At 63.8% G+C, this 17,302-nt stretch carries 18 protein-coding genes and 2 pseudogenes; 11 read left to right on the forward strand and 9 right to left on the reverse strand.

The genetic code is table 11. The features are described 5' to 3' along the window. Positions 1–353: 353 nt before the first annotated feature. From HAP41_RS37180 to HAP41_RS37195, 4 genes are all read left to right on the forward strand, one after another. A protein-coding gene (locus tag HAP41_RS37180) for an IS630 family transposase (protein WP_166063836.1) occupies positions 354–1,300 on the forward strand; the annotation gives its coding sequence in 2 pieces (ribosomal slippage) (positions 354–693 and positions 693–1,300; 948 coding nt in all). A gap of 376 nt (positions 1,301–1,676) precedes the next feature. Then, positions 1,677–2,408, forward strand: coding sequence for a haloacid dehalogenase type II (locus HAP41_RS37185; protein ID WP_166083596.1), 732 nt, complete (start codon positions 1,677–1,679; stop codon positions 2,406–2,408). A gap of 27 nt (positions 2,409–2,435) precedes the next feature. Then, positions 2,436–2,903 carry a YbaK/EbsC family protein gene (locus HAP41_RS37190; protein WP_014491890.1) on the forward strand — a complete coding sequence of 156 codons (468 nt, stop codon included), beginning with the start codon at positions 2,436–2,438 and terminating at the stop codon, positions 2,901–2,903. A 182-nt stretch (positions 2,904–3,085) separates the two neighbouring features. Then, the gene (locus tag HAP41_RS37195) at positions 3,086–3,952 is read left to right on the forward strand and encodes an adenylate/guanylate cyclase domain-containing protein (protein WP_166083595.1); all 867 of its coding nucleotides are present in this window, start codon (positions 3,086–3,088) and stop codon (positions 3,950–3,952) included. Positions 3,953–4,024: 72 nt separating this feature from the next. On the opposite strand, the gene HAP41_RS37200 is transcribed toward HAP41_RS37195, so the two are convergent. Further along, positions 4,025–4,378 carry a hypothetical protein gene (locus tag HAP41_RS37200; RefSeq protein ID WP_166083594.1) on the reverse strand — a complete coding sequence of 118 codons (354 nt, stop codon included), beginning with the start codon at positions 4,376–4,378 and terminating at the stop codon, positions 4,025–4,027. Between the two features lie 95 nt (positions 4,379–4,473). Then, positions 4,474–5,460 (reverse strand): tripartite tricarboxylate transporter substrate binding protein, encoded by a 987-nt coding sequence (locus tag HAP41_RS37205; RefSeq protein ID WP_166105563.1) that lies wholly within the window; start codon positions 5,458–5,460, stop codon positions 4,474–4,476. 150 nt (positions 5,461–5,610) lie between these two features. Between HAP41_RS37205 and HAP41_RS37210 the strand changes: the two genes are divergently transcribed. Beyond that, positions 5,611–5,868 carry a hypothetical protein gene (locus HAP41_RS37210; protein WP_166083593.1) on the forward strand — a complete coding sequence of 86 codons (258 nt, stop codon included), beginning with the start codon at positions 5,611–5,613 and terminating at the stop codon, positions 5,866–5,868. Positions 5,869–5,996: 128 nt separating this feature from the next. Here HAP41_RS37210 and HAP41_RS37215 read toward each other — a convergent pair whose 3' ends face one another. Both HAP41_RS37215 and HAP41_RS37220 read right to left on the reverse strand, forming a co-directional pair. Next, positions 5,997–6,518 (reverse strand): REP-associated tyrosine transposase, encoded by a 522-nt coding sequence (locus tag HAP41_RS37215; protein WP_166083592.1) that lies wholly within the window; start codon positions 6,516–6,518, stop codon positions 5,997–5,999. A gap of 129 nt (positions 6,519–6,647) precedes the next feature. Further along, positions 6,648–7,524, reverse strand: a pseudogene (locus HAP41_RS37220) (LysR family transcriptional regulator). Between the two features lie 117 nt (positions 7,525–7,641). On the opposite strand from HAP41_RS37220, the gene HAP41_RS37225 reads away from it, so the two are divergent. The 4 genes from HAP41_RS37225 (at position 7,642) to HAP41_RS37240 (ending at position 10,199) form a co-directional block, all read left to right on the forward strand. Next, positions 7,642–8,394: an SDR family NAD(P)-dependent oxidoreductase gene (locus HAP41_RS37225; protein WP_166083591.1), complete on the forward strand. Its 753-nt coding sequence runs from the start codon at positions 7,642–7,644 to the stop codon at positions 8,392–8,394. A gap of 50 nt (positions 8,395–8,444) precedes the next feature. Next, a complete protein-coding gene (locus HAP41_RS37230; protein ID WP_166083590.1) occupies positions 8,445–9,143 on the forward strand; it encodes a pirin family protein in 699 nt (232 codons plus the stop codon). Between the two features lie 163 nt (positions 9,144–9,306). Beyond that, positions 9,307–9,906, forward strand: coding sequence for an NAD(P)H:quinone oxidoreductase (wrbA, locus tag HAP41_RS37235; protein ID WP_166083589.1), 600 nt, complete (start codon positions 9,307–9,309; stop codon positions 9,904–9,906). Between the two features lie 110 nt (positions 9,907–10,016). Next, entirely contained in the window at positions 10,017–10,199 is a 183-nt protein-coding gene (locus tag HAP41_RS37240) for a hypothetical protein (protein WP_166083588.1), read from the forward strand. Here HAP41_RS37240 and HAP41_RS37245 read toward each other — a convergent pair. Both HAP41_RS37245 and HAP41_RS37250 read right to left on the reverse strand, forming a co-directional pair. Then, positions 10,186–11,069 (reverse strand): annotated as a pseudogene (locus HAP41_RS37245) (protein-L-isoaspartate O-methyltransferase family protein). The gene HAP41_RS37240 and the pseudogene HAP41_RS37245 overlap by 14 nt on opposite strands. Positions 11,070–11,182: 113 nt before the next feature. After that, complete coding sequence (locus HAP41_RS37250; RefSeq protein ID WP_014491880.1) at positions 11,183–11,659, reverse strand: Lrp/AsnC family transcriptional regulator; 477 nt, start codon at positions 11,657–11,659, stop codon at positions 11,183–11,185. Positions 11,660–11,781: 122 nt separating this feature from the next. Here HAP41_RS37250 and HAP41_RS37255 point away from each other — a divergent pair, with 122 nt between their 5' ends. Continuing rightward, positions 11,782–12,321 carry an RBBP9/YdeN family alpha/beta hydrolase gene (locus HAP41_RS37255; protein ID WP_166083586.1) on the forward strand — a complete coding sequence of 180 codons (540 nt, stop codon included), beginning with the start codon at positions 11,782–11,784 and terminating at the stop codon, positions 12,319–12,321. An 11-nt stretch (positions 12,322–12,332) separates the two neighbouring features. Here HAP41_RS37255 and HAP41_RS37260 read toward each other — a convergent pair whose 3' ends face one another. The 3 genes from HAP41_RS37260 to HAP41_RS37270 all read right to left on the reverse strand — a co-directional run bounded on the left by HAP41_RS37260 (position 12,333) and on the right by HAP41_RS37270 (position 16,063). After that, positions 12,333–13,475, reverse strand: a complete 1,143-nt coding sequence (locus HAP41_RS37260; RefSeq protein WP_166083585.1) for a GNAT family N-acetyltransferase — start codon at positions 13,473–13,475, stop codon at positions 12,333–12,335. A gap of 117 nt (positions 13,476–13,592) precedes the next feature. Continuing rightward, the gene (locus HAP41_RS37265; RefSeq protein WP_166083584.1) at positions 13,593–14,945 is read right to left on the reverse strand and encodes an O-antigen ligase family protein; all 1,353 of its coding nucleotides are present in this window, start codon (positions 14,943–14,945) and stop codon (positions 13,593–13,595) included. A gap of 50 nt (positions 14,946–14,995) precedes the next feature. Further along, positions 14,996–16,063 (reverse strand): glycosyltransferase, encoded by a 1,068-nt coding sequence (locus HAP41_RS37270; protein WP_166083583.1) that lies wholly within the window; start codon positions 16,061–16,063, stop codon positions 14,996–14,998. Positions 16,064–16,311: 248 nt separating this feature from the next. On the opposite strand from HAP41_RS37270, the gene HAP41_RS37275 reads away from it, so the two are divergent. Beyond that, positions 16,312–17,298 (forward strand): glycosyltransferase, encoded by a 987-nt coding sequence (locus HAP41_RS37275; RefSeq protein ID WP_166105561.1) that lies wholly within the window; start codon positions 16,312–16,314, stop codon positions 17,296–17,298. The last annotated feature ends 4 nt before the right edge of the window (positions 17,299–17,302 follow it).

Genomic DNA, 17,302 nt, shown 5'->3' on the forward strand with positions numbered 1-17,302 from the left:
GACGATGTCGAATCCGTGCTGTCACACTGCGCGACAACAACCGTCCGATGCAGCAAAAGGCCTATCGCGATCTCAGGCGAAGCGCGTCTGATCTCAACTCTTCCAGGATGCGCACTCCTGTGTCTCTGCCTCACGCGCCGAGCCAGCAGATCGGGCATGGCGATCTCGAACAATCCCCATAGCTGCAAAACCGCGAATAGCCTCCCGCGCCTTCGTTCAATCCGGCTTCAATGAGGTCGCGTCATAAGCGCCTGCCGCGCCCTCGCGTGAGCGCGACCTCACAGAACCCTCCAGATTCCCAAAACGGCGCGAGTCAGATTCAAGCTGCATGCTGGCGAGGGAGGCCAGCATGTATGGCCAGGGCGCTTTCGGTTGATCTTCGCCAAAGGGTGGTAGCCGCGATTGACGGTGGCATGTCCTGTCGACAGGCTGCTGAGCGCTTTGGTGTCAGCGCGGCCAGTGCAATCCGCTGGCGCGGTCGCCTCAAGAAAGTTGGCGACATCGTTCCTAAACGCCAGGGCGGTGACCGCAAATCGCAGCGCATCGAAGCGCATTCGCAATTGATTCTGGAGGCGGTGACAGCGAGGCCGGATATCACGCTTGCCGAGTTGCGAGAACTGTTGAAACGTCGTGGAATATCGACTGGCATCGCGTCGCTCTGGCGTTTTTTCCAGCGCAGAAAGATCACACTTAAAAAAAGACAGCGCACGCCGCCGAGCAACGGCGCGGCGATATAAATGCCGCACGTGAGGAGTGGTTCGAAGGGCAAATCGACCTTGACCCTGAGCGTCTCGTCTTCATCGACGAAACCAGCGCCAACACCAAAATGGCGCGGCGTTACGGGCGCTCGCCACGCGGCGAGCGATGTCGTGCAGCTATCCCACACGGACATTGGAAGACGACGACGTTCACCGCTGGATTGCGCTCCGACGGTCTGATCGCGCCGCTTGTTCTGGACGGTCCAATGGATGGCGACGCTTTCCTGGCCTACGTCGAGCAATTGCTCGCCCCATCGCTGCGGCCGGGCGATACCGTTATCATGGACAACTTGCCCGCTCACAAGGTCCATGGCGTTCGAGAGGCCATCCAGGCGGTCGGAGCTAGCCTGCTCTATCTTCCGCCCTACAGTCCAGACTTCAACCCGATTGAAATGGCCTTCTCCAAACTGAAAGCGCTGTTGCGGACCGCCGCAGCCCGCACCATGCCCGATCTCTGGCAAGCAATCGCCAACGCTCTCAAACGCTTCTCACCCGAGGAATGTCAAAATTATCTCGTCGCGGCTGGTTACGACGCAACGTGATCGGAAAACGCTCTAGCTCTTGGTGCTCGCCGTCTTGTCGAGTGCGCAAATAGACCGCGCGGCCCTTGTCGATACGGACATCGACGAGGGTCGGCGCGCTGGCGGCACCAATTGACGGGACAATTTCTCTGATGAGATCGAGATGAAAGAAGACATGCGGCGTCCTTGGTGACCAGGACGCGATACTTGGGCATGTCGCCTCGCGGGGAGATCGCAAATCCCCGTACCCTGAATTAAACGCCTGCCGGCGGCAGTGTCAATCTGCTGCGCGAGGTCGACGGGGTGACGATTGTTTGAAGAAGGTTCCGACCTTGTCGAGTACCGGGCCGTTTCGGTATTGTCCGTGCGCCACCGCAAAGTCCCAAAGGAGCGAGCCATGAGCATCAAGGCCGTCGTCTTCGACGCTTACGGAACGCTGTACGACATCCAGTCGGTCGCAGAGATCACCGAGGATGCGTTTCCGGGCTATGGCGAGATCATCACCCAGGTCTGGCGGATCAAGCAGCTCGAATACACCTGGTTGCGCTCGCTGATGCGGCGCTACCAGGATTTTGCGACCGTCACGCGCGACTCGCTCGCCTATACGCTGCGCCTGCTCGGGCTCGCCTACGAAGGCGAAGCGTTCGAGCGGGTGATCGAGAAATACCTGGATCTCGATCTCTACCCCGATGCAGCCGCCGCGCTTGCCGCGCTGAAGCCGCGAAAGCTCGCCATCCTCTCGAATGGCAGTCCGGACATGCTGAATGCGCTCGTGCGCAATTCCGGGCTCGACCGTCTGCTCGATGCCACCATCAGCGTGGATGCGAAGAAGGTCTTCAAGCCGTCTCCAGAGGCCTACACGCTGATCGGCGAGGCGTTCGGCACCAGGCCGGATGAGGTTCTGTTCGTCTCGTCCAATCCCTGGGATGTCGCGGGCGCGAAGTCGTTCGGACTGAACGTCGCCTGGATCGAACGTGTGACGCCCGAGGCGATGGCGCTGGCTTGCGTCGAGAACGAACTCGTGGCACCGCTGACGATGTACAAGGCGATCCGGACCCAGATGGACGAGCTTGGGTTCGCGCCGGATCATCGTGTCCGCGCGCTCTCGGAACTGCCAACGATCGTTTAAGCATCGCCGCCCGCCCATGAGTTTGGAATGAGCCTTCAATCCGTTCGCGCCTTCTTCGCCGAGAAAGCCCCCGACATCTCTGTCATCGAATCCCCGATCAGCTCGGCCACGGTGCCGTTGGCCGCCGAAGCCTATGGCGTCGAGCCCGGCCGGATCGCCAAGACCCTGTCGTTGCGCATCGGCGAGCGTGTGATCCTGATCGTTGCCGCCGGCACCTCGCGGATGGACAACAAGAAGGTCAAGGCTGCGTTCGGCGGCAAGCCGAAGATGCTCGGGCTGGAGGAGGTCGCCGAGATCACCGGCCACGAGGTCGGCGGCGTCTGCCCGTTCGGACTGAAGTCGCCGTTGCCGATCTATTGCGATGTGTCGCTGAAGGCGTTCGACGTGGTGGTACCCGCCGCAGGCTCGACCCACAGCGCCGTGCGCATCACGCCCGAGCGGATGGCGGAGCTCACCGCGGCCGAATGGGTCGACGTCTGCGAGCACAGGCCTTAAGGCCGCTCCGGCCTGTGTTCATGAAGGGCGATCTCACGCCAGGTCGGTTTTGGCACCTGGCTGGCCGCAATTCGTTGCACGGTTAGGACGGTTTCGGGACTGGACGACCGGTCGTTGAACCGCGAGGGCGCCAAATGCGATGCCTGATGCAATTGCCGGTCAGGAAGGTTACCATATGGACCATGGCCGACGACAAGGTGAAACGACGATTGACGACCGTCCTGTGCGCTGACGTGCAGGGCTATTCTCGCCTCATGGAGGCAGACGAGACTGGAACGTTGGAGACGCTGCGCCGCTACCGCACTGCCTTTGCGGGACTGGTGGAGCGCCATGACGGCCGGATCGTGAATACCTGGGGCGATGCTGTGATCGCCGAGTTCGCCAGCGTCGTCGAGGCCGTGCAATGCGCGGTCGAAATTCAGCAGGAAATTTCCAACCAGGATTCGGACCCACCTCACGCGAACCCGATGCGGTTTCGCATCGGCATCAACCTCGGCGATGTGATGGTGGACGGGTCCGACATCTATGGCGACGGGGTCAATATCGCGTCACGGCTGCAAGAGCTCGCCGAACCCGGCGGCGTCGTGATCTCAAGCTCCGTCTACGATCAGGTGCACAACAAATTGTCCGTTGGCTTCGACTGTCTCGGCCAGCGACCAATGAAGAACGTTGCTCCCATGACCAGCTATCGCGTGGCCATGAGCGGCCAAAGCGCTGGGCGACGGAGCTTCCCGGTTGACGAAAGCCTCCCTCCCCAGGGGCGGGCAGTTGCAGATTCGGAAACTGGCGCGCGATGGATTGACAGCAGGCACGAGCCATCCACCTGGATGGGCTTCGTCTCGGATTGGCTGGCGAAGCTGCCCCGCCCGGTTGCAGTGGCCCTCACGGTTTCGGGCTTTCTGATTCTGATCAACGTTTTCACCGGCATGCACAAGATCTGGTTCCATTGGCCAGTCGCAGCATTGCTCTTCGGTGCCCTCTTGCGGACAGCGCTGCGACAGCGACCCGAGCCGAACAGCAAGCGGGAGCGCCAAACGAGTCGGGAGTGAGACGGTCGCTTCAGCTTATGACTTGAGCATGACCTCTTCGGAAAATCGCATCACACTTTTCCGGATCATGCTCTAGTCGTTGTCATCATCATAGGGACGTGGTGGCGCGGCGACAGGCGGCGGCGCATTGTTGTAGCGCGGCGGCGGCACAGACCGGCCGCGCGGGACCGGCTGCTGCGGCTGGGCCTGGTTGTTCGACTGGAACACCGCCCGGCATGCGCTCGAAAGCTGCGGCGTGTTCTGCTGCAGGCAGGTCACAATGCGGTTCGTGTCCGGAATCTGGTCGCTGCAAAGGCGCCAGACATCCGGCGTACACGCCATCTGCTGTTCCATTGTGCCGCGATAGTCCTGGGCTGACGCCGCGCCCTGCGCGACGATGCCGCTGACTGCAAGCGCCAGACCCAGCGCAATCCGCTCTGTTCGCATATCCCGATCCTTCTCGATTCCCTTGATTTGTCTTCAATCAATGAGACGCGGTCAGGTTCTGAACCAACAAAAAAATGTGAAAATGCGGCGGGAACCTATTCCACCTTGCCGATCTTCTTCACCGCCGCGATCAGCCGCGCGCTGTCCGTCGCCACGAATTGCGAGAATGCCGGCGCGTCCTGATAGGCGGCCAGACTGCCCGAGGCCTCGAAGCTCCTGAGCACATCCGGACTCGTCATCACCTTCGCCATCGCTTCGCGCAGGCGGCTCGCGACCGGCGCAGGAAGAGCGCTCTGTGCAAAGAGCCCGGCCCAGATGTACATCTCGACGTCCTTGTAGCCGAGCTCCTGAAAGGTCGGAACGTCGGGGAAGCTCGCGATGCGCTGAGCGCCGCAATTGCCGAGCACGCGCAGCTTGCCGTCGTCGACCTGCGGCTTCAGGGTACCGGGCGCGGCTGCTATCGCCTGCACGGTGCCGCTGAGCAGCGCGGTCAGCGCGGGGCCCGCGCCGCGGAACGGAACATGCAGCAACTTGATGTCGGCGCTGCTCGCGAACATCTCCATCGCGACATGCAGCGTCCCGTAAGGACCGGACGAGCCGTAAGTGATTTGGCCCGGCCGCTTCTTCGCATCCGCGACAAAATCCTGCGCCGTCTTCCACGGCGCCGAGGCCGGCACCGCGAGCAGCGTGGGATCGGCGAGGACGCGCGCGATCGGCATGAACTGCGAGACTTCGTACGCAACGGGTCGGTCGAACAGGCGATCGGCCTCGGGGAGCACCGCGAGCGAGGACAGCGTCATCAGCAGCGTGTAGCCGTCGGGCTCCGCGCGCGCCGCCGCAGCATTGCCGACCGATCCGCCGCCGCCGCCGGCGCGGTTGTCGACAATGACGGGCTTGCCGAGGACTCGCTCCAGCGCCATCGCGACCGGACGCGCGGCAAGATCGGCCTGACCGCCCGCCGGAAACGGCACGATCATGGTGATGTTGCGCACCGGATAGGCTTGCGCGAAGGCCTTGTCAGGTAAAGCAGCCCGCAACAACGGCAATGCCGCAGCGGCGCGCAAGAGATCACGTCGATCCATCATGGTCCCCTCGCCCCCGATTATCTTTGTTTCGCTGGCAGCCTAACCGGCCGAGCGGCAAGAACAAGGCGTTTACGAAGTATTGACCATGTTCGGTCCGGCCCGGAACGCTTCCCTGAACCCGCTGTTGCCCTCTTGAGGGAGTGGGTGATGCGGAATCTTGCGACCATCGACGTCGCCCTGGACGAGATGCTGGTGAATCTCGCAGCAATCGTCTTGCGGCTTTCAAAGCCCGAATTGACGCGAACGCCGGAAGCGCGGCGCGCCCTGGCGCAATCGGTCCATCAATACACCGCCTGCGCGGCACGCTCGAACGACCCGCGCGTTCACGAATTGAAGACGCAGCTGGAGGGGACGCTGAAGCCAGCCTTGCGCATTGTCGCGATCAACGGCGTGAAGGTGTCGTGATCGGAAGTCGTAATCTGAAATGGTGGGCGCGCTTCGCTTTGCCCACCCTACGATAGTTGTGCGGAGGATCGACGAGCGAGATCTCGTAGGGTGGGCAAAGGCGCGCTCTTCGCGCGCCGTGCCCACCATCATTCTCCGAACTGCCCCGCGATCTCCCGCATATCCCCTCCCCAATCCACGGGGAGAGTGCCTTGTTCGACGTAGCGATGGAAGCTGCTGAGGGACCAATCGCGCGCACGCGTGACGAGGCCATGCTTCACTGGATTGAAGTGGATGTAGTCGACGTGGCGCTCCAAGTCCGCGTCGTCTCGAATCGCGTGCTCCCAGTAGCGGCGCTGCCAAATGCCCTTCTCGCGCTTGAGTGACTTGCTTGCCGAGCGCTCCTGCGCTTCCAATCCTCGCGAGAAACCGCCCTTGATCAAATTCCAACGCGACGAAAAGTCGGAATCATTCTCCGGGAGCGACCAAATGGCATGGAGATGGTCGGGAAGGATACAGATCGCGACGGTCTCGAACGGTCGGCGCTGCTGAACGGTTTGGTAAATTCGTCTTAGGCGATCAACATGATCTGCGAGCAGAGTGCTTGAACGATCGGCGAGCACGACCGTGAAAAAGAACGTGCAGCCTTGTGCGCGCCGATATCGAGGCATCTGCGATCCCATCAGGCAAAGGCGTGGGCACGCTTCGCTTTGCCCACCCTACGATAGCCGTTTGCAGGATAGACTAGCGAGATCACGTAGGGTGGGCAAAGGCGCAACGCGCCGTGCCCACCAAGGGATCTACCCCGCTTTGTTGACACCTTTCTTCGGCCGCCGCTTGCACGTGCCTGGCAGCTTCGCCGCGAGAAAATCGCCGAGCGCCTCGACGCGTGCGGGGCGCGGGCCGCCGGGTGGCGTCACCAGATGCACGGCGCCTTCGGCCTGCTTCCAGTCTTTCAGGATCACCTCGACCTCGCCGGACGAAATCGCCTCGCCGACGATGAACTCGGGCAGCTCGGCGATGCCGAGGCCGGCGATCAGCGCCGGCATCACCGCTTCACCGTTGTTGACGCGAAGCTGTCCGCCCGGACGTACGCTGGCCTGCTCGCCTGCCGAATTGGTGTAGTTCCAGACATTGGGCGTGGAGAGATAAGCGTAGCTGAAGCATTTGTGTTCGGCGAGATGCATCGGATGCGTCGGCCGGCCATGTTTCTTGAGGTAGGACGGCGCGGCCACCGTGAAGCGCGGCATGGTGAAGAGCCTCCGCGCGATCAGCGAAGAGTCCGGCAGCCGCGCGATCCGCACCGCCATGTCAAAGCCCTCGCCGATCAGATCGATGGTCGCATCGCTCAGATGCAGATCGACCGAGACCTCCGGATAGGTCTCGAAGAACTCCGGCAGCAGCGGCGCCAGCGCCTCGTTCTCGGCCGCCTCGCCGTCGACGAGCAGGCGCGTGGCGCGTGGCGCGTTCGGCGAGCTTGTGCCCGGCATCGGTCAGCGCCAGCCGCCGCGAGGTGCGGTTGAACAGCCGGGCACCGAGCCGCTCCTCCAGCCGCGTGACCGCCTTGGACACCGTTGCCTTGGACATCGCGAGCTCGCTCGCGGCCCCTGCAAACGACCGTAATTCCGCGACTTTTGCGAAAATCGCGAGCGCCTCGAAATCGGGGAGTTTTGCCATGTGCGCCGGTCCAATTGGGGTATTTCAGGAAACAATGCGTTTCAACAGTTTCTATTTCTACACCACAGGCGGAGGCTTATCCAAGGGTCATCAGACATTCAGGACCGGAGAAATCCAATGACCAAGAAGCTCGCAGGCAAGGTTGCCCTCGTCACCGGCGGCTCGCGTGGCATCGGCGCGGCCTCGGCCCGCGCTCTCGCCGATGAAGGCGCGGATGTCGCCATCAGCTATGTCGCCTCGCCCGAAAAGGCCGAGGCGGTCGTCACCGAACTGAAGGCCCGCGGCGTCAAGGCCCGCGCTTTCAAGGCAGACCAAGCCTCGGCCAAGGACGTGACGCAGCTCGTCAATGACGTCGCCAAGGAATTCGGCCATCTCGACATCCTCGTCAACAATGCCGGCGTTGCCGCCGGCGGCGCGATCGACGATGCGAAGGCTGACACGGCCGCGCTTGAACGTCAGGATTCCATCAACGTACACGGCGTGATCGCCGCGATCCGCGCTGCCTCGCAATTGATGGGCGAAGGCGGCCGCATCGTCACCGTCGGCTCCATGCTCGCCGACCGCGCCTCGTTCCCGGGGCTTGCCGACTGCGTCGCCACCAAGGCAGCCGTCGTCGGCTACACCAAGGGCGCGGCACGCGACCTCGGCCCGCGCGGCATCACCGTGAACGTGGTGCAGCCCGGCTCGATCGACACCGACATGAACCCGAAGGACGGCGGCGAGTTCGCCGAGACGCAGCGCAAGCAGCACGCGCTGCAGCGCTTCGGCCGCCCCGAGGAAGTCGCCGCCGGCGTCGTGTTCCTCGCAAGCCCGGAAGCCTCCTTCGTCACCGGCACGGTGCTCAACGTCGACGGCGGGTTCGGCGCCTGATCAAGGCGCCAGCCGTTCACCCCAAAGGATCACACAAAGGAATTACCCAGATGATCGAACTCAGACCTTTCGCAAAGCTCGGCGGCGCCGATCACGGCTGGCTCAAGGCCAAGCACCATTTCTCCTTCGCGAGTCACTACGATCCGAACAACATGGGTCATGGCGCCCTGCGGGTGTGGAACGACGACGAGATCGCGCCGAACACCGGCTTTCCCGCCCATCCTCACGCCAACATGGAAATCATCACCTATGTGCGCGAGGGCGCGATCACCCATCAGGACAGCCTCGGCAACGAGGGCCGCACTGAAGCGGGCGACGTGCAGGTGATGAGCGCCGGCAGCGGTGTTCGCCACTCCGAATACAATCTCGAGCCGACCAAGACCCGGATCTTCCAGATCTGGATCGAACCGACCGCGCGTGGCGGCCAGCCGACCTGGGGCTCGAAGCCGTTTCCGAAGGCGGACCGCACCGGCAAGCTCGTCACCATCGCCAGCGGCGACGAGAACGACAAGGACGCCTTGCCGATCCGCGCCGATGCGCGGGTGCTGGCGACCACACTGAAGGCCGGCGAAACGGCTGAGTATTCAGCTCAGAAGTCGCGCCACCTTTATCTCGTGCCGGCGGCAGGCGCGGTCGAAATCAACGGCGTGCGCGTCAACGCCCGCGACGGCGCCGCGATCCGCGACGAGGACAAGCTGAAGATCACGGCGCTGGAAGATTCCGAGCTCGTGCTCGTCGACGCGGCTTAAGCGCTATCCGTCATGGCCGGGCTTGTCCCGGCCATCCACGCCCCTCCATGGGCGCACAAGAACGTGGATGCCCGGGAAATCTAGCGCGAAGACGCGCTTCGCGCTTCTGCCCGGGCATGACGACCCCCAACAACATTCAACATCGATCCCAACGGAGACCACCATGACCAAAGTTCTCGTCCTCTATTATTCCGCCTATGGCCACATCGAAGCGATGGCCAACGCTGTTGCCGAAGGCGCGCGCGAGGCCGGCGCCACCGTCGACATCAAGCGCGTGCCCGAGCTGGTGCCGGCCGAAGTCGCCAAGGCGTCCTATTACAAGGTCGATCAGGCAGCACCCGTCGCCAAGATTGAGGACCTCGTCAATTACGACGCAATCATCGTCGGCACCGGCACCCGTTTCGGCCGCATGGCCTCGCAGATGGCGAACTTTTTGGACCAGGCCGGTGGACTCTGGGCCAAGGGCGCTCTGCACGGCAAGGTCGGCGGCGCCTTCACCGCGAGCGCGACCCAGCATGGCGGCCAGGAGACGACGCTGTTCTCGATCATCACCAATTTGCTGCATTTCGGCATGGTCGTGGTCGGTCTGAACTATGGCTTTGCCGGTCAGATGAAGCTCGACGAGGTCACCGGCGGCGCCCCCTACGGCGCCACCACGATCACCGGCGGCGACGGCAGCCGCCAGCCCAGCGCCAACGAGCTCGCCGGCGCACGCTACCAAGGCCGCCAGATCGCGGAGACCGCCAAGAAACTTCGTGGCTGAACTTCATGGCTGAGCGCAGTTAGGCTTTACGCACGGACGACTGCATGGCTGATGCGACGCGGGCGGCGTTCTCATTCGGGAACGCCGCCCCATCTACGTGGTGAGGATATTTGACCAAAAGCGATACGAATGGCTTTCGAACTCTTGTTGATCGCGCAGATGATCCGCAGGCCTGCGCAGGCATTGGCGCGGCGCTGGTATTGCCGCAGCTTGTTCCGCGCCTCGCGCGGCCGGCTGCATTGCGCTGGGTGCGCGAAATCGTAGGGCGTGAACGATCCGTCACGCCTGCGTGAGGTCGGCGTGGGGCTTGATTGAAACCGTCGGGACGAGCGCCGCAGCCGTCGAAAGCCACCAGCCCTCACCGGCAAACCAGCACGTCTCGTCCGGAGCGCCCTCTCGGCGCAGCGACTGCACGCTCTCCCATCCTTTCGCGAACGCGTCGGCCAATCGCCGGCCGGCATCCGCGTCTTGCAGTCCCGCGCAGCCGATGAACTGGGCTCGACTCAAGAATTTCGCCGGCCAGACCGCGCCCTCGTCCGGGCGCGTGATCATCAACATGCCACGAGCATGCCCTCCGGCGCCAACGGAAACACCAGCCGGCCGCCGGGCCGCAGTGCATCGAGCCATTGCGTGGCCGGCTGCGCCGCGCCCGCACAGACATAGATCACATCCGCGCCCGGTAAATCGGACGCGATGCCCGAGCGATCTTCCAGCTCGACATGCGGGATGTCCTTCAGATTTTCGCGCGCGAATGCCGCCAGGCGTTCGTCGATCTCATAGGCATGGACACGGCCCGAAGGTCCCGCGAGCTCGGCGAGAATGGCGGTGTAGTAGCCGCTGCCGGCACCGATCTGGATCACCGTCTCACCTTCCCGCACGCCGCAGCCGCTGAGCCAATAGGCGTGCGCGCCCGGCATCCCGATATTGAGGCCGCGCGCCGGGTCCAGCGCCAGAAGCGTGTTCTGATAGAGGAAGGCGGGGTCGTCGTCGGGCGTCACGACATAGGGATGACCACCGACGGAGATCGACCATGGTCCGGGTCCGGCGAAGGGTTCGCGTCTGACCGTGCGAAAGGCCTGTTCGATACGGGGATCCGTCGTCTTGGCCGCGGCGCAGATCAACTGCGCATAGAATGCGCGATATTTCGCCGAACGATCTTCCATGTCGCCTCCGGAAAGCGGAGACGACGATAGCACAACGCGCGCGATCATCGAAGCTCGGCGCGATCGAAGGCTTTGTGACAGCCCGGTGACGTGTCGATCGCGCGGGCCACGCCTCAACCGCGTTCGGTCTTCTTCCTGATGAGGTCTTTACCGATCGGTCGCGCCGGCTCGCTCCGCAGCACGAGCGAGGTCGTCACAGCGCCGAAGCCGGCGATACGATCCACGATCGTCTCCAGATCTTCCGGCGCCGGAACCAGCACCTTGAGCACGAAGCAATCATCGCCGGTCACGCGATGGACTTCGACGATGTGCGGAATCTCGCTGAACCGTTTGAGGCAGGTCTTGATGTGCTCATGCGAGGTGCGCAGGCGGACCAGCGCCATCAGGCCGAGCCCTAGCGCGCGCGGATTGATGCGGGCGCCGTAGCCTTCGATAATCCCGGCTTCCTCGAGCCGCTTCACGCGCTCGGAGATGGCCGGCTGAGACAGCCCGACGGAACGGCCGAGCTCGGACAGCGGCACGCGCGCATTGGCCTGCAATGCCTCCAGGATCTTCAGATCCTTGGTGTCAATGCTTCCGAAGCGATCCAAGACAATTCTCCATTCCACCTTGAGATCATCGGCAGATGATCTCTTTCTCCGATGACATGCCATGTGACGCAGCACCAAGACCGGCCACACTGCACGTGCATCTCAGATATCACGGGACGATCATGCACGACATCATCACGTTGCCCGGCCTCAGCGGCTCCGCAGAGACTCATTGGCAGACACTCTGGGAGCGCAACGATACACGTTTCACGCGGTTTCAGCCGGCGAGCTGGGACCGGCCGGAGCTCGCCGATTGGGAGCAATCCCTGGAGCAGGCGGTCGGGCGCTGCGCGAAGCCGCCGGTGCTGGTCGCACACAGCCTCGCTTGCCTGCTGGTGGCGCACTGGGCCACGCGCTTCCCATCCACGATCGCGGGTGCTTTTCTGGTCGCGGTGCCCGATCCCGATGGTGCCAATTTTCCCGCAGAGGCGGCTGCGTTCAAGCCGGTGCCGGACCGTACGCTGCGCTTCCCCTCGCTCATCATCGCCAGCACCGACGATCCCTTTGGCAGGCTCGATAAGACGCAGCAGCGGGCGCGTGCCTGGAAGTCCGGTCTGATCGTGCTGGGCGCCCTTGGCCACATCAATGCGTCGAGCGGGCTCGGCGACTGGCCGCAGGGTCGCGCGCTGCTGGACGCCTTCAGTGCCGGCCTTTCGAGATGACGCGGCCTCCATCACCGCATCTTGCGTATCGCCCGGCTGGCGACGGCGGCAAGCCTGGGATAGCGACGCAGGTTCTGCGCGGCATGGTCGCGCCATGCATAGGGAGCGCCGCGCCAGGACAGTGCGATGCTGACATCGGTCAATGCGACCTTCGCGGCGCCGAAGCGGCGCTTGTAGTCCTGGTTGCCGATGCTCAGATCGAAACGGCGCACGCCCTCTACATGCAGCGCCGCCATGGTACGCTCCGTGACGAGCAGCCCCGGCGAGCAGTTCGACCATGAATCGCCGGCGTGGCTGATGCGCAGAAGGAAATAGCTCGCACCAGACCTGACACCGAACGTGGTGGCGACGACGGCCTCGTCGCAGACCAGCGCCGAGATGACGGCATAGCCTTCCGCGATACCCTGGCGGGCGACCTCGCGATAGAATCGGGCATGAGCGTCGTCGTTGAGTACGAAGCGCGAGCCGAGCTTTCGCATGCGGGCCTGCTGCTGGACATCCATCACGTCCAGCAGCTCGCGCGCACGCGCGACATCCGTGGCGATCTCGAGCCGCGCGCCGGCATGACGGCTGAAGACCCGCCAGCAGCGCGGCATCTGCATGCGCTTGATCGAGGCCCGGTAGGCTTCATAGTCGTCGCCCATCAGCACGAGATTGCCGTTGAGCGAGCAGGATCCGATCCGTCCGAGCGACGCCAGCGGGTTCGGCTTGCCGCCGACATGGGCCGGCATCTTCTTCAGCCGCAGCAGATCGAAGCGGTCGGGCAAGGCGCGCAACGCGTCGACCAGCGCCTTGCCGATCGCATCCGTCGCCGCAGCGTCCAACGCGGCATCGAGCGCCAGGATCGGCGCGTTGTTGTCGGAGACGCCGAGGTCGGCGAATTCGACGATGCGGATGCCGCGCCTGATGTGGCCGATCATCGGCACCACCGCGATGTCCTTGCCGGTCGCGGCATCGGAGATCAATGCGATCAGCGGCGCAAAGTCGTGAAACGCCTCGTACCATGCGCCAAGCCAGTAACCGTGCTGGAATGCGGCGCGATGCCCCGCGCTCAGGCGCGATGCGGCCTGCCGCCAGTCACGCACGAAATCGACAGCGATTCCCGACGTGCTGGACACAAGACCATCTGGTTGCTCGACGCTGAGAAACGTCATCCGCGGGACATGCGATTACTGAATGTTTCCAGATAGATTATGTTTGTCGCAGACCACAAGTGACGTAACGGCTTATCGTTAAGCCAACATCACTATCGCTCCGGCTGCGACAAGCTGTCAGCGCTCCGGTTCCGTCTGTTCGACGCATTGGAACCTGGCGAGGAAATGCAGGCCAGCCACTGCAAGCGCGAACATGAACCAGATCGGATTCTGCCGTTCGAGCAGGAACGTCTCGGTGGCCCCGTAATACAGGCCGAACAGCCATATGGTGAGGAACAATTTTGCCAGCGCGCGGCTACGGTTGTGAGCCTGGGCCGACTGGAAATTGCCGAGCGGTGCGAGCACGAAGACGAGAATCACCAGCATCAGCCCCGGCAGGCCGATGGTGACCGCGAGGTCGAGATAGCTGTTGTGGCTGTGCGCCGCGGACGTCGCCCATTCGGACCCCTGAGCGGTCTGCCGCGCGGTCACGTCGTCCCAGAACGCCGCATAGCCGTGACCGATGATCGGCTTCTCGGCGACGGCCGCGAGCGCGAATTCCCAGATGGCGGACCGCCCGGTGAAGGTGGGATCGAGCGGAAGCAGCCGCGTCAGCGCCCCGAGCGCCGGGCTCAAGACGCTGCCGACCGTCAGCAGGTTCATCACGATCAGCGGCACGAAGCAGATGAGCCGCTTCAGCCACAGGCCTGGCGTGACATAGACCAGCGAGGCGAGCGCGTAGATCGCAAGGCACAGCACCGTCGACGTCTTGCCGCCGGTGAAGATCAGGAAGATGCCGGCGAGCGCGGCGATCGCCGGCCCCATCACGAACGACCCGACGCCGCAGAGATAAATGCCGACATAGACCAGGATAGTCATCACCGGCGAGGCGATGTTCTTGTGGCCGAAGCTGCCGCGCCAGTCGCCGGCAAGCTGCGGCTCGGTGAGGTCGAGCGCGGTGTGCATCGAATATTGCGGCGCGAGGAAGACGCCGAGATAGCACAGCACCAGCAGCACGAGCGCGGCGCCGCCTAGGCACAAGTTGAAAGTCCGCTGTGTCGGCGGCAGCAATGGCAACAGCATGGCGAGCGACGTCACGCTGACCGCCAGCACGAAGCGCTGGATCGAAACGCCGCGACTCTCGGAGAAGGCGATGTTGATCAACAGCCAGCCGACGAGGCAAAGATGCAGCGGCGTCACCAGGCTCTTCAGCGCGGGCGTATCGGTGGCGGCGACGAACAACATCGCGACCGCCGCCAGCAGACCCCAGGAGATATAGGTGAGCGCCATGCGCCCGCCGACGACCGTGGTCACATCCTCGTTGCGAAGGTCAGGAAACGGATCGAGCGTGATCAGCACCAGCAGCAACGCCGCAACCGCGACGAGGCAGCGCGCCGCTTGTGCGGCATTCAGCCCCGCGAGCCCATCGTGCAGCGCGTGGCCCAGCGTTCGGGTCTCGACGTCGGTCATGTCAGCGGCGCTGCGATCCATGCTTCGATCCATGGCTCAAGGCAGGTGGTGAAGCCGCGGAAGCTTTGGGTCTAGCCCATCCTTGTTAAGCATCCGTCAACCAATAGGGCCGAGGCCTGCGTTGCCGCCTGCGGCCGCACGATGCTGCGCGCGATCTCGTAATATTGCAGCGCCCGCTGCTCCAGCGTGAGATTGTCGAGCACGAAGCCGCGCGGATCGAACGCATCAGCGGTGCAGCCGGCCCAGAAACTGTCCCAGCCCGCCTCGAACCCCGCGATGTCGATGAACTTGGCACCGCAGCGGTCGTCCCAATACGGCACCGACGATACCGGCGCGAACTGGACGCGGTGCGGATAATAATCCGGGTCGCGCCACGGGCCGCCGGGATCCCAGGCGAACACCGGCACGCCGCAGGACAGAGCCTGCTGATAGGCGATGCCCTGGCTCTCGTTCTGGCACAGGAAGATCATCGCGCGCGAGCGCGCCAGCGCGGCCTGATAGTCTTCTTCCTTGTAGCTGCCGTAGCGCAGTTCCGTGAACGAGCGGCCCTCCTTGAGGAGGCGGGCACGGACGGGCTCGATCAGCTCCGGCGCGTAGCGCTCGCGGTCCCAATGGACCTTGTCGTAGATCAGGACGTCGACGGTCTTTTGCGACGGCGCCGATGGCGCCCAGAGATCCGTGTCGATGCCGATCGGCCAGGCCTCCGTGTCGGGCCAGTACGGCCGGTACATGTCGACGTACCAAGGGCCGGGCACCACGACCTTCTTCACCGGCAGCCGCTTGAACAGATCGGGATCGTCCAGCGGATGATTGTGGGCGGCGACACCGAGCAGGATTGGATTCTTCCACGCGAACTTGTCGAGCAGGAAGGTGCGGCCGATGATGCAGGCGAGTTCGTCGGGATGCTGCGCGATGTAGCCGTAGTCGTTGACGCGGTAGCGGATGCCGAGCCGGTCGAGCCCTGCGCAGAGATTGAGGAACACGCGAAGCTGCCCGCTCATGCGCGGCTCGCCGAGCAGCATCCGGCGCGCCATGCGCCGCAGATGCCGGTCGCCGGGAAACCAGCGATCATCCTTGTCCTCGTAGAAGAGGTTGAGGACCATGGCATCGGGGTCGTGTTCGAACGTCTTTGCGGGCACTAGATCCATCCGCGGCAAACAGGTCCGCATTCTCGCATGGGACCCGCTGTCGCACTCTTCCAAATTTGCGACAGGCTTAATGCCCGCGGCTTAACGCTAATCTACGAAACCAGAAACACGCAGGCCTTCGCGACAACGATTTGGCCGTAATGCGAGTATCATTCGCGGCGGGCCAATGTCGCGATTGATCGCAATGCCAGTCGGCAGATGCGCCCTGGTTAACAGACCCTTAAAGGCGAGCCGTGGCCCTGATCACCGCCGAAGATGTTCTCGATTTGCCGGCTACCTCGCGCGTCGTTCCGGCGCCGCGTCTCCCGCTGCCGGCCGGCTCAACCACATCGGTGTCCGTCGTCATTCCCGCCAAGAACGTTGCGGCCTATATCGGCGAAACCCTCGCCAGCGCGCTGGCGCAAGGCGAGATCACCGAAGTGATCGTCGTCGATGACGGCTCGAGCGACACCACCACGGCCATCGTCCGCGCCATTCGTGACCCGCGGTTGCGCCTGATGACCAACGACTCCGCCGGCGTATCCGCCGCGCGCAATCTCGGAGCACGATATGCGAGCGGCGAATGGCTGCTCTTCCTCGATGCCGACGACCGCCTGCGCCCCGGTGCGGTCGCGGCGCTGCTGGCGGCAGCCCGCAATGCTCCGCGCGCGGTTCTCGTCTACGGCGACTACAACACGATCGACAGCGAGGGACGGCAGATCGGCCGCCGGGGCCTGCTGAAGGGACGCCGCAAGCCGTCCGGCGACGTGCTGGCGCGGCTCGCGGCCGGCAATTTCATCGTCAATGGCGGCATCGCGCTCGCACGTGCGGAGGCCTTCCGCGCCATCGGCGGCTTCGACACGTCCCTCAGATATTGCGAGGACTGGCATTGCTGGTGCCGCCTCGCCGCTATCGGCGAGTTCGAGTTCGCACCAAAGCTCCTGCTCGACTATCGCCTGCACACCGCCAACACCATGAATGCGGCCGTGCGGACGCCGAAGGACTTCTTCCCTGCGATCGCGCGGGTGTTCGACGATGGGCTGATCCTGGCGAGACTGCCCGAGGGTACGGCGGCCGGGCTGCGCCAGGCCGCCGAGGTCCATCTCGTCACCTATTCGGCGATGCAGGCGGTCCGCTTCGGCAGATATCGCGACGCCTTGGCTTATCTCGGGATGGTCGGCCGGCGCTCGCTCAAATCGCTGCCCCGCGCCGCGGTCAGGGTCGCCCTCGCCCGTTTGGGCATCTAACCCG

The sequence above is a fragment of the Bradyrhizobium barranii subsp. apii genome, from assembly GCF_011516635.5.
Lineage (GTDB): Bacteria > Pseudomonadota > Alphaproteobacteria > Rhizobiales > Xanthobacteraceae > Bradyrhizobium > Bradyrhizobium barranii.

What these genes read in the sequence shown, in the direction of transcription:
- HAP41_RS37215 (WP_166083592.1), bottom strand. Translation starts at nt 6,518, where the DNA reads ATGCCTCGATATCGGCGCGCACAAGGCTGCACGTTCTTTTTCACGGTC.
- HAP41_RS37205 (WP_166105563.1), bottom strand. Translation starts at nt 5,460, where the DNA reads ATGGATCGACGTGATCTCTTGCGCGCCGCTGCGGCATTGCCGTTGTTG.
- HAP41_RS37190 (WP_014491890.1), top strand. Translation starts at nt 2,436, where the DNA reads ATGAGCCTTCAATCCGTTCGCGCCTTCTTCGCCGAGAAAGCCCCCGAC.
- HAP41_RS37230 (WP_166083590.1), top strand. Translation starts at nt 8,445, where the DNA reads ATGATCGAACTCAGACCTTTCGCAAAGCTCGGCGGCGCCGATCACGGC.
- HAP41_RS37260 (WP_166083585.1), bottom strand. Translation starts at nt 13,475, where the DNA reads ATGACGTTTCTCAGCGTCGAGCAACCAGATGGTCTTGTGTCCAGCACG.
- HAP41_RS37195 (WP_166083595.1), top strand. Translation starts at nt 3,086, where the DNA reads ATGGCCGACGACAAGGTGAAACGACGATTGACGACCGTCCTGTGCGCT.
- HAP41_RS37185 (WP_166083596.1), top strand. Translation starts at nt 1,677, where the DNA reads ATGAGCATCAAGGCCGTCGTCTTCGACGCTTACGGAACGCTGTACGAC.
- HAP41_RS37255 (WP_166083586.1), top strand. Translation starts at nt 11,782, where the DNA reads ATGCACGACATCATCACGTTGCCCGGCCTCAGCGGCTCCGCAGAGACT.
- wrbA (WP_166083589.1), top strand. Translation starts at nt 9,307, where the DNA reads ATGACCAAAGTTCTCGTCCTCTATTATTCCGCCTATGGCCACATCGAA.
- HAP41_RS37200 (WP_166083594.1), bottom strand. Translation starts at nt 4,378, where the DNA reads ATGCGAACAGAGCGGATTGCGCTGGGTCTGGCGCTTGCAGTCAGCGGC.
- HAP41_RS37210 (WP_166083593.1), top strand. Translation starts at nt 5,611, where the DNA reads ATGCGGAATCTTGCGACCATCGACGTCGCCCTGGACGAGATGCTGGTG.
- HAP41_RS37265 (WP_166083584.1), bottom strand. Translation starts at nt 14,945, where the DNA reads ATGGATCGCAGCGCCGCTGACATGACCGACGTCGAGACCCGAACGCTG.
- HAP41_RS37225 (WP_166083591.1), top strand. Translation starts at nt 7,642, where the DNA reads ATGACCAAGAAGCTCGCAGGCAAGGTTGCCCTCGTCACCGGCGGCTCG.